Here is a 12,226-nt window from a genome sequence, read left to right as displayed (position 1 = left end):
CCCCCCCAACGGCCGTGCGATCAGCCCGGACCGGGAGCGTCCAACCGCCTCCTGGAAGCAGCACGTCACGAGGGCATGGATGAGTTCCGCTCATTGCCGCGTCGCGCCACCCGGGGGCAGAAAGGTGCTGGCGAACACCCGTGACATCAGGGTCCTTGAGTCGGGAGGCCGCGTTCGGAGTATAGGGGCGTCCCTTTCTTTCCCCTTCGAGGTCGTCCGCCCGTGTCTCGGCCCCGGTTGATCAAAGAGAACTCCGCGCCGCTCTCCCTGCCCCGAGAGCAGCTCATTCGCATCCATGACCTGATGGTGAAGGCGCGCGTCCTGGAGGAGCGCCTGATCCAGATGTACAAGCAGGGCCACGGCTACTTCTGGATCGGCGGCCCCGGTGAGGAGGCGTTCAACGTCCCCCTGGGCATGCTGATGAAGGTCGGCGAGGGCCCGGCCTACGACTACCTGCACGCGCACTACCGTCAGTCCGCGACGCTGCTCGCCATGGGCGAGGAGCCCATCGGGGCGCTGCGGCAGATGAAGAACACGGCCACGGACCCCTACTCCGGCGGCCGCAACTTCGCGGGCCACTTCAGCCGGCGCTCGAAGAACATCGCGCCCGTCACCTCCCCCATCGAGGTGCAGTACGCCGTCGCGCCGGGCACGGCCATGGCCCAGAAGCGCCACGGCGGCGACGGCATCACCATCGTCACCGGCGGCGACGCGGGCACGGCCGAGGGCGATTTCGCCAGCTGCCTCATCTGGAGCAGCCGTCCGGCCAACCCGCTGCCCATCCTGATCATCGTCACCAACAACAAGTGGGGCATCAGCACCACTTCGGACGGCCAGCACGGCGAGACGAACATCAGCGACCGCGCGCGCGCCTTCAACATCCAGGCGAAGACCATCAACGGCAATGATCCGGTGGAGTCCTACCAGGAGATCCAGGCCGCGATGGAGTACGTGCGCAAGGAGCGCAAGCCCTTCTTCATCGAGGCTCGCGTGTCCCGCCTGTACGGGCACTCGTCCGCGTCCGGCGCCAACTTCGTGAACGAGGAGCAGGACTGCCTGCGCCTGTTCGAGGCGCGGCTGGAGCAGGAAGGCGTCCTCAACCGCGAGCAGATGGACGAGGCACGCACCCGGTATTCAGAGGAGCTGGCCGCCGCGGCGCGCACCGTTCGCGACGAGCCGCAGCCCTCTGGCGACTCCATCTGGGAACACATCTACGCGGAGAAGAAATAACCATGGCGAACATGGCACAGGCCATCCGCATGGCCCTGCACTACGCGGAAGAGAACCTGGGCGTCACCGACATCTTCGGCGAGGACGTGGGTGCCCCGCTGGGCGGCGTCTTCACCTGCACGCAGGGCCTGAAGACGGCGTGGAACAGCCCCCTGGACGAGCGCGGCATCATCGGCGCGGCCATGGGCCTGGCGATGGCGGGCCACCGCCCCGTCGCGGAGATCCAGTTCTGCGACTACATCTACAACACCATCGACCTGCTCAAGCTCGTGGGCAACACGCACTGGTCCACGAACGGTGACTGGTCCGTGCCCATGGTGGTGCGCACGCCCGTGGGCAGCGGCATCCGCGGGTCGCTGTACCACTCGCATTCCTTCGACGCGACGATGACGCACATCCCCGGCTGGAAGGTCGTCATGCCCTCCACGCCACTGGACGCGTACGGCCTGCTCATCTCCGCGTGCCAGGAGCCCAACCCCGTCATGTTCCTGGAGCCCAAGGCGCTCCTGCGCGTGAAGGGCGACGAGCGCATCCCGGGCGAGCCCGACGACGACCGCGCGCTGTCGAAGATGATCGACGCGCCCCTGGGTGACCGCTCGCAGTGGAAGCCCCAGTGGCCCCTGGTGGAGGCGTTCGCCATCCCCATTGGCAAGGGCAAGCTCGTGCGCGAGGGCACCCAGGCCACGGTCATCAGCTACGGCCGCACCATGCCCCTGTGCATCAAGGCCGCCGCCCAGTTGGAAGAAGAGGGCCTGAGCGTGGAGGTCATCGACCTGCGCTCGCTCTGGCCGTACGACTGGGAGATGATCAAGGCCTCCGTCCAGAAGACGGGCCGCGTGCTCTTCGTCAACGAGGACACGGAGGTCACCAACTTCGGCGAGCACCTGGTCCGGCGCACCGTGGAGGAGCTGTTCTACTCGCTGCTCGCGCCGCCCCGGCTGGTCGCCGGCAAGTTCGTCCCGGGCATCGGCCTGGCGGACGCGCTGGAGATGGCGTCCGTGCCGCAGCAGAACGACGTCACCACCGCCCTGCGCAACCTCTGCCGCGAGCAGCCGTAGGCGCTGGCCCGGGTTTCCGCCTACACCGCAGAAAGACATCCGGGCCGCCGTTCCTCTTTGGAGGCCGGCGGCCCAGTCGTTAGAATCCCAACTTCCGTGTCCCAGCCCATCGTCCGCACCATGACCCCCGCCCCAGACGCCAACGCCTTCCGCATCCGCCGCGCGCGTCGCGGTGACGCCGAGGTCATGGCCCAGCTGCTGCGCGAGCTGGGCTACCCCCAGGGCACCGATCAGCAGACGGTGCACTGGGTCATCAGCCATCCGGAGATTGAAATCTTCGTCGCGGGAGACCCCCAGGACCGCGCGGTGGGAATGGTGTCCTTCTCCCACCGGCCGCAGCTGCGGCTGCGCGGGCGGGTGGCCACCGTGGACGAGCTGGTGGTGTCCGAAGGCTGGCGCCGCCGGGGCGTGGGCCGCGCGCTGCTCGCGCAGGTGGCCCAACGGGGCAAGGTGCTGAGCGTGAAGCAGTTGCAGCTCATCGCCCCCATCAACGTCACCGAGGAGACGCGCGCCTTCTACCGGGCGTGCGGCTACGTGGAAGGTGACTCCGGGGTGTTCCGCCACGCGGAGTACGAGCAGCCCCAGCGGTAGCGGGAAGCGTCCGCGAGGGCCCGGCGTCCTGGCCGGGCTCCTTCGCGGAGTGAAGCGTTTCAGCGCTTGAAGCTCGCGATGACGCGGCGCAGGCGCTCGTGGTCCTCTTCGCTCACGTCGATGAAGCGCACGCCGATGGCCTCCGCCTCGTCGCGCACCCAGGCGACGACGCCGGTGAGGTGGAAGTCCTCCCCGTCGATGACCATGGCCAGCCGCACCTGCGCGCCCACGTCGTAGGACTTGCGCGTGCGCAGGCACAGACCGCCGGCGGACACATTCAGCGAGTAGGCCCGCAGCGCGCGCGCCGCGTCCTCCATCTGCTCGAAGCGCACTTCGAACCGCGCCGCCACGCGCTCCTCGGCGCGACGGTTCATGTACGGGTCTGGCTCCACCGGCCCATCCAACTTCGTGTTCATGCGCACCCTGACCCCCTCGGTTCTCGGACCGGAAGTGTCGGCTGGTTTCCAGGCCCGGTTCAAGGGCCCACGGACTACGGAATGGCTCGTGTAAGTCCCAGGCTACTTCGAAGCCAGGAGTTTCCGGATGAGTGCACGTCTCGTGTTGTTGGGTGGAGCCCTGATGTTGGGGCTGTGGGTGGCGGGCTGCGATGACGGAGAAACTGTCCGCCCGCCAACGGATGGGGGCACGTCCCTGGATTCCGGGACCGATGGCGGAGATTCCGGGACTGTCGATGCTGGCGATGGCGGCGGCGGTGGAGGCTCCGACTTCGCGTGCAACGTGGCGAAGCAGGAGGGCTGTGCCGCGGGCCAGAGCTGTCTCTACTCGGACCTGGCGGATGGCGGCACGGGCAGTCAGTGCTTCGCGGCCGCGTGCGACGTGGTTCGCCAGGACTGTCCGTCCGGACAGCGGTGCACCTACGTGGGAACGGACGGAGGCACCACCGCGCGCCAGTGCGTCGCCGCGGGCACCTCCACGGAGGGCGCGCCGTGCACGCTGGCCGAGTCGCCTCCGGGCCAGACGTATGACACGTGCGCCGCGGGCCTGTACTGCAAGGACGAGTCGCAGGACGACGGCGGCACGGGCTTCTTCTGCCGCAAGCTGTGCCACGCGCCGTCCGACTGTGGCTCCGGCGAGTGCAACACCGTGCTGCGGCTGAACGGCACGCGAGAGCTGCCGCTGGTGTGTGGCCCCGCGTCCGCGCGGTGCGATCCGTTCGCGCAAGACTGCGAGAGCCCGCTGGCCTGCTACCCGGCCGCCAACGGCGCGGTGTGCGCGGGCCAGGGTTCGCTGCCGGAAGGCGCCGCGTGCGAGTTCAGCAACCAGTGTTCACAAAGCAGCACCTGCGTGATGACCGGCGGCAGCGGCACGTGCCGGGCGCTGTGCCGCCTGCCCGCGGGCTCACCGGGGTGTGCGAACGGCGCGACCTGCCGGGCCATCAACAACAACAACGGCGACGTGGGGGCCTGCGTCCCGTAGGCAGCGGATTGCCCACGGAAGGAAGCGTCCCCACCCGGGGTGGCGAGCGCGCGGGTCCGCCAGGGGCCCGGCCCGCCACCTCGTGGGGGAAGTCCTGCGCCGTCCGTGCCCGGCTGTTGGAAGTTCACGGTCCGTGGCGATTGGCTCGCGCCATGAATCCCCGGGTCGCCACGCGGGCACATCGTGCACATTGTCTTGCGCCGGGAGGTCGTGGGCATGGGTCTGAGGATGGCGCTGCGCTGGGGGTGTTTCGGTGCCCTGAGCGTGCTGGTGGGGTGTGGAGGCATGGATGACGGCCGCTCGCCCGAGGAGTCCTCCGGGCCGGGCCGCACGGACGCGGAAGTGAACGCGCCCGCCGCCACGGAGTCCGTGGAGGCCGCCCCCACGCTGACGCTGCACGACGGACACCAGGTGCAGGCCACTCCGCCCGTGGCGCCCCTGCCCACGCAGTTCCAGCCCGCCTTCCATCAGTCGCTGCGCGAATCCGTCTCCGTGGGGAGCTTCACCACGTACCGGATCAAGGTGCCCCTGGGGCGCGCGGGCAGCCGCGTGCGCGTCACCTTCCGCTCCGGCGACGGCAGCCTGACGCTGCAGCGGGCCACGGTGGCGAAGGCCGGCGCCAATGGCGCGCTGGGTTCCGCGCCGGTGGCGCTCACCTTCGGCGGACAAGCGGGCTTCACCACGGGCACGCGCACGCTGGTGACGTCGGATCCCATCGCCTTCCCGGTGGGCTTCCGAGACGAGGTGGCCATCTCCTTCGAGGTGAAGGGCGCGCTGGGCAAGAGCCGCATCCAGGCGTTCCCGGACAGCTGGATGAGGACCGGCGCCTTCGCGACGACGCAGGGCGCGCTGGGCGGCCAGACCTGGGAGTACGCCACGGGCGTTGCGACGGTGGACGTGGAAGGAGCGCCGGGCCGGGCCTTCGTCGCCATTGGAGACAGCATCACCGAGGGCTACACGGGCACGTGGAACGACACGCGCAACGCGTGGCCGTCCCGGGTGGAGAAGCAGCTCGGGGTGCCGGTGGTGAACTCGGGCGCGTCCGGGCAGGGGTTCTGGGACGCGAACCTCCAGCTGCCGCAAGAGGTGCTCTCCCTGCAGGGTGTCACCGACTGCGTCGTCCTGCTGGGCGTCAATGACCTGGCCGCGGAGGGCATGACGGTGCCGAAGCTGCAGCAGCGCATGACGCAGCTGCTGGATCAGCTCCAGCCCATGTGCAAGCTGTGGGTCAGCACGCTGCTGCCCAAGGAGAAGATGGGCGCGGACGGCGGTGACTTCGAGCTGATGAAGGCCCAGCGCCACGAGTTCAACGCGTGGCTGCGCTCCCTGACGCGCGCGCAGATCATCGACCTGGAGGCCGTGACGCGGCAGCCGGGCAACGTGGACCTCTTCATCGACGGGCTGGAGGTGGACGGCATCCACCCGTCCGTGGAAGGCCACCGGGTCATGGCGGACGAGGCGGCGCGGACCCTCAAGGCGAAGGGCGGTCTGTAGCGCCTGCCCGGCTGGAAACCGCACGGAGGGTTTGAATAGGTTCGCGGCCGTTGCGTCCAGGCGGTGTTCCCGTCTTTCACAACTCCCGGAGCTTTCCCCCATGCGCGCGCTTCCCACCGCCCTCGTCGTCGCCTGCCTCGCCCTGCCCTCGCTCGCCCACGCGGCGTCGCTGCGGTGTGGCAACAAGCTCGTGTCGGAGGGGGCGTCGCAGGCGGACGCGGTGGCGAAGTGCGGCCAGCCCGTGTCGACCGAGACCAAGCGCGAGCGCGTGACCAACAAGTCCCGGGAAGGCAGGCGGGACGGGTCGCGCCGCGGGGACTCCTCCACGGAGTTCTCGACCTCGACCTCCGTGGAGGAGTGGACCTACAACTTCGGGCCCAACCGGCTGTTGCAGGTGGCCATCTTCCGCGACGGCCTGCTGGTGGACGTGCGCAGCGGCGGCTACGGCTACTGAGTCCAGCGCCGCGCGATCTGGTCTTGGCGGTTGAATAGCTTCGGGTCCGCCACGTCCAGGCCGTGTTCCCTGCCTTTTCTCCTCCTCGGAGCGTCCCCCATGCGCGCCCTTCCCGCCGCCCTCGTCCTCGCCGGCCTCGCCCTGCCCTCCCTCGTCCACGCGTCCGCGCTGCGCTGTGACAACAAGATCGTGTCGGAAGGAGCTTCGCAGTTGGACGCGCTGGCCAAGTGTGGGCAGCCCGCGACGAAGCAGAGCAAGACGGAGTACGTGACCCACAAGGTCAAGGAAGGGGCGCGGGGTGAGACGCGCTACGGGGAGGCCTCCACGGAGGTCACGACCTCCACGACCGTGGAGGAGTGGACCTACAACTTCGGGCCCCACCGGTTGCTCCAGGTGGCCATTTTCCGTGACGGCCGGCTGGTGGACGTGCGCAGCGGTTCCTACGGCTACTGAGGCCCCAGGTACTGCTCCAGCTGTTGGCGCATGATCTCCGGCCGCCGGATCAGCGCTGACCGGAAGAACAGGAGGTTCTCGCGCCAGCCCTCCATGGAGGCCGGCTGGCTCCAGCGCGCCACCTGGTCGGGCATCTCCAGCTCGAGCGCCTCCGCCGCCGCGTCCAGGGCCGCCGTCACCCGCTCCTCGGCGAAGGTGTGCTCGATGTGCCAGAGGAAGCGCTCGATGAAGCGGGCCTTGAACTCCGGCGACTGGAGCAGGCCCCTCAAGAGCAGCGTGGACCAGGCCCCCGCATCCGACGTCTCGTCCAACACGCGCCCCAGGCTGTCGTGGTCCGGACCGTGGAACAGGGCGGCGTCCAGGTCGTACACGAGCCAGCGCCAACGGCCGTCGTGTCCAAGGGCCGCGCCCGGCTCCAGCTTCTTCGTGCGCAGCCGCCAGAACTTCACGTTGTTCTGCGGCCAGTCCGAGTTGCCCAGGTAGAGCTGCGCGACCTGGTATTCGATGAAGTCCTCCACGTCCATCCGCGCGCGCACCCAGGCGGAGTGCTCCGGCACCGACAGGTCGTGCGTCGCCACGTAGTCGATGAGCTCCTGATAGGGCTGCTCGTCTCCCTCCTCCCCCACGTCCAGGACCCCGGCGTTCTCCAGGATGACCGCCTTCTTCCGGTCCACGCCGTAGTGTGACGCCAGGTAGTACTCGTCCAGGCGCTCGCGCAGCTCGTGCAGGCCCCAGTACTCGCCATTGAGGAACACGAGCGTGGGACGGCAGGCCTGGATCGCGAGCCGCGTCTCGGCCAGCAGGCCCTGAAGCATGCAGTCACGCAGCTTGGTGACGCCCTGGTCCTGTCCGGACGTGCGCGCGATCAGCCGGGTGAACTCCGTCACCGGGGAGCCGGGGAACACCGGCCCCGCGAACGTCTTCGGGCCATAGTCCTCCTTCGCGTACAGCCGCAGGCTCTTCTGCGGAAACGCCGCGCTGCCAGAACCGTGGATGCGCACGCCCGCGTCCTGGGCGAACACGCGCTGGCCGGAGGTTTCGAACCACTCCACGTGGACGGGGCGCTCCCACTCCTTGCCGTTCTGCATGTAGTTGGCCGCGAGCGGATCATCAGGCCGGGCCTCGGCGGCGAGGCCGGGGACGTAGATGCCCGTCTCCGGGTCGAAGAAGTTCGCCGCGTCGGTGACGAGCGACAGCACCGGCAGCGTGTACGGCGCCCGGCCAATGACGAACGTGCGCGTGCGGACCGGGCCCACCGGCTCCGCGCCCGCGAACTGCCGGTAGCGCACCACCGCGACCTGGGGCGGCTCCTCCAGCGGCGCGACCCACCGCAGGACTTCCGGGGCATCCAGCGGCGTCGTGGGAACGAAGGACCACCGCGCCGGAGGCGTGGAGCGCGCCAGCAGCGCGATGGGGGCCGTGTAGCGCGACGACTCGGGCGTGGGCGTGGAGCCGTCCCGCGTGAAGTACGTCCGCAACCCCTGGGCCGTGGGCAACGCCAGCAGCGTCTCCGGTTGATAGAGCCCGGGCCGTGCGTCGAACGTCAGGTGCTGGAAGTCGACGCGGGCCCGCGCCTCGGCCCCCTGCCTGTCGCGCGCCACCACCTCCAGCGACAGCGCGCGCCGGCCCGGCCACCAGGGCAGGCTCCAACGGCCACTGTCGATGTCGGCATGGCCCAGGAAGCGCCCGTCCTCGTACACCTGCACCCGTGACGGCCCGGCGTCGCTCGCCACCGCGCCGAACAGCCGGTGCGTGTCCGGTTCGTGCCCGTCGATGGTGACGCGAGGCCCGGAGGGCGGTGGAAGCTCGGCCTCATTCAGCCGCCGCTCGGGGGCGGGCTCACAGCCGGCCCCGGCGAGGAGGAGGAGACCCAGGACGAAGGACGCGAAGTGACGGAGACGCATGAGGGCCTCCGTCCTGTAGCAGACAATGCTTTGACCTCACACCGCCCTATGACACAGCGCGGCGGGAGCCCCCACCCTCAAGCGGGGGGCGCGGTGGCTTCGAGCAGGCCGTGCTTCTGGAGGAGCGCGGCCAGCGCGGGCGGCGCGAGCATCCAGTCCTCGCGCGTGGGCACCCAGCGCACGGGGGCCCCGGCGGCGGCGAGCCGCGCGTTCACCTCCGCGATCATCGGGACGAAGGTGGGCTGGGGCACGTCCCAGCTCCCCACGCCGGCCTGGACCTCCACGGCGCCGGGCTCCACGCGCACCGCGGGCTGGCCCTGCACCGGCTGGATGACGAACCCCGGCAGGTACGGCTGCATGGCGGCGGACAGGCGCTCCAGCAGCGTCGGGTCCTCGAAGGGGTGGGCGCCCTCCAGGTCGAAGAAGGTGGGCAGCTGCGCCTGGAGCTCGTCGCGCAGCGGGTTGTCCTTGCTGTCGCGCCAGGCGTGCTCGGCCAGGACGCGGGCCTCGTGGGGGATGCGGATCTCCCAGCGCTCCAGCAGCGCGAGCAACTCCGCCACGCGCTCCACCTCCTCCCAGGGCGGCTCCACGCGCGTGAGCCAGGACACCTCCGACACCGTCTCCCCCCGGCGAAGGCCCGTCACCCGGTCCCCCTTGCGCAGCTGGAAGGGCGGAGCCTGGGTGAACTCCGGATCCGGATAGAGGGCGGTGTGCAGCAACCCCGTCCCCTCTTCCGGGCGCACGCGCGCGAAGCCGTGCTTGGGGTTGATCTCCTCCACGACGAACGTGTCCTGGGCCATGGTCTCTTCTCTAACCGGTGTTCCGCATGCCCGCAGCGATGCCGTTGAGCGCCAGGAGGAGCGGCCGGTCGCACTCCGCGTCCCCGTCCCGCTTGCGCTTGAGCAGCTCCACCTGGAGGAAGGACATGGGGTCCACGTAGGGGTTGCGCAGCGCGATGCTCCGCTGCAGCTGCGGGTTGTTGTCCAGCAGCTTCGCCTCGCCCGTGAGCGACTTCACCGCGCGGCGCGTGCGGGAGTGCTCCTGCTGGATGCGCAGCCACAGGGGCCGCGTGGACGCGGGCGCCAGCTTCGCGTACCGCGCCGCGATGGCCATGTCCGTCTTGGCCAGCACCATGGTCACGTTGTCGATGACCGTGCGGAAGAAGGGCCATTCCTTGTACATGCGCTGCAGGAGCGCCGCGCCCTCCGGCGTGGCCGCGTATTCCTCCAGCGCGCTGCCCACGCCGTACCAGGCCGGGAGGATGGCGCGCGTCTGCGTCCACGCGAAGCTCCAGGGGATGGCGCGCAGCGTGTCCAGCCCGCCCGCCTTGCGCTTGCTGGGGCGCGAGCCGATGGGCAGCGCGGAAATCTCATCCACCGGCGTGCCCTTCATGAAGAACTCCACGAAGCCCGGGTCCTCCCAGACGAGCCCGCGGTACGCCTTGCGGCCGGACTCCGCCAGCGCGTCGAAGGCGGCGCGGAAGGCGGACTCATCCTCCGGGGACGGGCGCGGCTGCGCGTCCAGCGTGTGCAGCAGCACGCCGCCCACCACCAGCTCCAGCGTGCGCTGGGTGAGCTCCGGGCGCGCGTACTTGTGGTCCATCGCCTCGCCCTGTTCGGTGGCCTTGTAGGCGCCGGCCACCGTGCCCGGCGGCAGCGCGAGGATGGCCGTCTGGGCGGGGCCGCCGCCGCGCGCCACCGTCTCCCCTCGGCCGTGGAACAGGCGCAGGGGCACGTCGTTCTCGTCCGCCACCTGCGTGAGCGCCACCTGGGCGCGGTACAGCGCGGCGCTCGCGGCGAGCAGGCCCACCTCCTTGCCGGAGTCGCTGTAGCCCACCATCACCTCCTGCACCCCACGGCCCTTCAGGTGCTGGCGGTACTCCGGATGCGCGAAGAGCTGGCGCAGCACGTCCGGGCCGCCGTCCAGCGCGCCCAGCTGCTCGAAGAGCGGCGCCACGTCCACGGTGGCGCACTGGAGCTTCGGGTCCCAGAGCCCCGCGTGCTTCAGGCACTGGAAGGCCGCCAGCACGTCGTCCGCGGTGGAGGCCATGGAGAGGATGAGCGTGCGGCACACGGACTCGCCGCCCTCGTCCTGGCCCTCGCGCAGCTTCGCCAGCACCTCCAGCAGCCGCTTGCCGCCTTCGGTGGGGGCCGGCCCGCCGTTGAAGGACGCCGCCGCGCTCACCGCGTCCTCCGCGGGGGCGCGCACCTCCAACTCGCCCAGGCCCAGGCCCAGCGCACGGACGCGCTCGGACATGCGGCGCACCTCGCGCAGGCCCGCGTGCTCCGCGCGCGCCGCGAAGAGCGACCGCTCCAGCACCGCCAGGTCATCCCCCAGCGCCTCCGGCGAACGGTAGGCCTCGGCCCGCAGCGTGGACTCCCGCCCCTGCCGCCGCGCCAGCACGTGCTCCAGCGCCAATGAAAGCCGCTCCTCCATGAAGCGCAGCTTGCGGCGCCAGGGCTCGCCCAGCGTGCGCGGGCCCTGCTGCTTCGCCACGTCCGGCAGCGCCTTCGCGTCCTCCTCCAGCGAGCGCTCCAACTCCTGCGTGGGGCGCGCGTGCCGCTCCGACTGGGACAGCATCCCGCCCAGCAGCTCCACGTCGCGCAGGAGCAACCGCAGGCCCCGGGCGCGGTGCGCGCGCAGCGTGTCCGCGAACACCTCCGGCGTCACCAGCGGGTTGCCGTCCATGTCGCCGCCCACCCACGAGTGCACGCGCACGGGCGTGTCCAGCGCGCCCAGGGGCTCGCCGTAGGCGCGCTCGAAGGCCCAGTCCAGCGCCTCCGGCAGCCGGGCCACCGGCTCCGCCAGCATCTCCTCCACGTACCAGTGGACGTTCTTCACCTCGTCGCCCACGGTGGGGCGCTCGCGGCGCAGCTCGTCCGTCTGCCACAGCGCCGTGATCTCCTCGCGCATGGCGGTGAGGTTCGCGGCGGACTCGCGCGGGGTGAGCGTGCACCGGTCGCGCTCCTCCAACAGCTGCGCCAGCCGGTAGAGCTTCTCCAAGAGCGTGCGGCGCACCGCCTGGGTCGGGTGCGCGGTGAACGTCAGCGTCACCTTCAGCGTCCCCAGCGTTTCACGCACCTTGTCGGCGCTGACGCCCGCGGCCTTCAGCGCCAGCAGCGTCGACTCCAGCGACCCCTTCTGGGGCCGGGTGGAGGTGGGGCTCGCGTGGGCCCGCGCGCGGCGGATGCGGTGGTGCTGCTCCGCCAGATTCACCAGCTGGAAGTAGACGGAGAAGGCGCGCAGCACCGGCTCCACCTGATCCGACGGCAGCCGCCGCAACACCGCCGCCAGCTCCGCCGCCGCGGCGCGTCGTCCGGCCACCGGGCCCCGCCGCCGCTGGATGGCCAGGTGGCGGACCTCCTCCTCCTTGTCGAACAGGGCCTGCCCCTCCTGTTCCACCAACACCTCACCCAACAACCGGCCCAAGAGCCGGACATCCCGCCGCAGCGGGGGATCCACGGGACGTGAACGCGCCATAACGGACCGGAACCGTAGTCCTTTGGCCCCCCACCGCCCCTACCCATTCTCGAATTTTCGACCGCCAGCCGACGGATGACCCACTCCGTCCTTGCAGGAAAAATTCAACCTCCCGGTCTTCCCAA

At 70.5% G+C, this 12,226-nt stretch carries 11 protein-coding genes; 7 read left to right on the top strand and 4 right to left on the bottom strand.

The window, feature by feature from the left end; translation table 11 throughout:
* Positions 1 to 222 precede the first annotated feature (222 nt).
* The 3 genes from D7Y15_RS24445 to D7Y15_RS24435 all read left to right on the top strand — a co-directional run bounded on the left by D7Y15_RS24445 (position 223) and on the right by D7Y15_RS24435 (position 2,879).
* Positions 223 to 1,230, top strand: coding sequence for a thiamine pyrophosphate-dependent dehydrogenase E1 component subunit alpha (locus D7Y15_RS24445; RefSeq protein WP_120580249.1), 1,008 nt, complete (start codon positions 223 to 225; stop codon positions 1,228 to 1,230).
* A gap of 2 nt (positions 1,231 to 1,232) precedes the next feature.
* The gene (locus D7Y15_RS24440; protein WP_120580248.1) at positions 1,233 to 2,288 is read left to right on the top strand and encodes an alpha-ketoacid dehydrogenase subunit beta; all 1,056 of its coding nucleotides are present in this window, start codon (positions 1,233 to 1,235) and stop codon (positions 2,286 to 2,288) included.
* Between the two features lie 96 nt (positions 2,289 to 2,384).
* On the top strand, positions 2,385 to 2,879 hold the full coding sequence (locus D7Y15_RS24435) for a GNAT family N-acetyltransferase (RefSeq protein ID WP_120580247.1): 495 nt from the start codon (positions 2,385 to 2,387) through the stop codon (positions 2,877 to 2,879).
* Between the two features lie 59 nt (positions 2,880 to 2,938).
* Here the strand turns inward: D7Y15_RS24435 and D7Y15_RS24430 are convergent, their stop codons facing one another.
* Positions 2,939 to 3,295 (bottom strand): TIGR02266 family protein, encoded by a 357-nt coding sequence (locus tag D7Y15_RS24430; protein ID WP_121754104.1) that lies wholly within the window; start codon positions 3,293 to 3,295, stop codon positions 2,939 to 2,941.
* A gap of 127 nt (positions 3,296 to 3,422) precedes the next feature.
* Between D7Y15_RS24430 and D7Y15_RS24425 the strand changes: the two genes are divergently transcribed.
* The 4 genes from D7Y15_RS24425 to D7Y15_RS24410 all read left to right on the top strand — a co-directional run bounded on the left by D7Y15_RS24425 (position 3,423) and on the right by D7Y15_RS24410 (position 6,717).
* Positions 3,423 to 4,316, top strand: coding sequence for a hypothetical protein (locus D7Y15_RS24425; protein ID WP_233597379.1), 894 nt, complete (start codon positions 3,423 to 3,425; stop codon positions 4,314 to 4,316).
* Positions 4,317 to 4,532: 216 nt separating this feature from the next.
* The gene (locus D7Y15_RS24420) at positions 4,533 to 5,810 is read left to right on the top strand and encodes an SGNH/GDSL hydrolase family protein (RefSeq protein WP_121754107.1); all 1,278 of its coding nucleotides are present in this window, start codon (positions 4,533 to 4,535) and stop codon (positions 5,808 to 5,810) included.
* 100 nt (positions 5,811 to 5,910) lie between these two features.
* Entirely contained in the window at positions 5,911 to 6,264 is a 354-nt protein-coding gene (locus D7Y15_RS24415) for a DUF2845 domain-containing protein (RefSeq protein WP_120580244.1), read from the top strand.
* A 99-nt stretch (positions 6,265 to 6,363) separates the two neighbouring features.
* Positions 6,364 to 6,717: a DUF2845 domain-containing protein gene (locus D7Y15_RS24410; protein WP_121754103.1), complete on the top strand. Its 354-nt coding sequence runs from the start codon at positions 6,364 to 6,366 to the stop codon at positions 6,715 to 6,717.
* Here D7Y15_RS24410 and D7Y15_RS24405 read toward each other — a convergent pair.
* The 3 genes from D7Y15_RS24405 to D7Y15_RS24395 form a co-directional block, all read right to left on the bottom strand.
* Positions 6,711 to 8,621: a CotH kinase family protein gene (locus D7Y15_RS24405; RefSeq protein WP_121754102.1), complete on the bottom strand. Its 1,911-nt coding sequence runs from the start codon at positions 8,619 to 8,621 to the stop codon at positions 6,711 to 6,713. The two genes, D7Y15_RS24410 and D7Y15_RS24405, sit on opposite strands and share 7 nt — an antisense overlap.
* Before the next feature lie 77 nt (positions 8,622 to 8,698).
* Entirely contained in the window at positions 8,699 to 9,421 is a 723-nt protein-coding gene (locus D7Y15_RS24400) for a hypothetical protein (RefSeq protein ID WP_120580241.1), read from the bottom strand.
* Between the two features lie 10 nt (positions 9,422 to 9,431).
* Entirely contained in the window at positions 9,432 to 12,101 is a 2,670-nt protein-coding gene (locus D7Y15_RS24395; RefSeq protein ID WP_121754101.1) for a phosphoenolpyruvate carboxylase, read from the bottom strand.
* Positions 12,102 to 12,226: the final 125 nt, after the last annotated feature.

The sequence above is a fragment of the Corallococcus sp. AB030 genome (assembly GCF_003668965.1).
GTDB classification, from domain to species: domain Bacteria; phylum Myxococcota; class Myxococcia; order Myxococcales; family Myxococcaceae; genus Corallococcus; species Corallococcus exiguus.
Note: the sequence above shows the minus strand (reverse complement) of the source record. Positions and strands in the feature narration are given on the sequence as shown.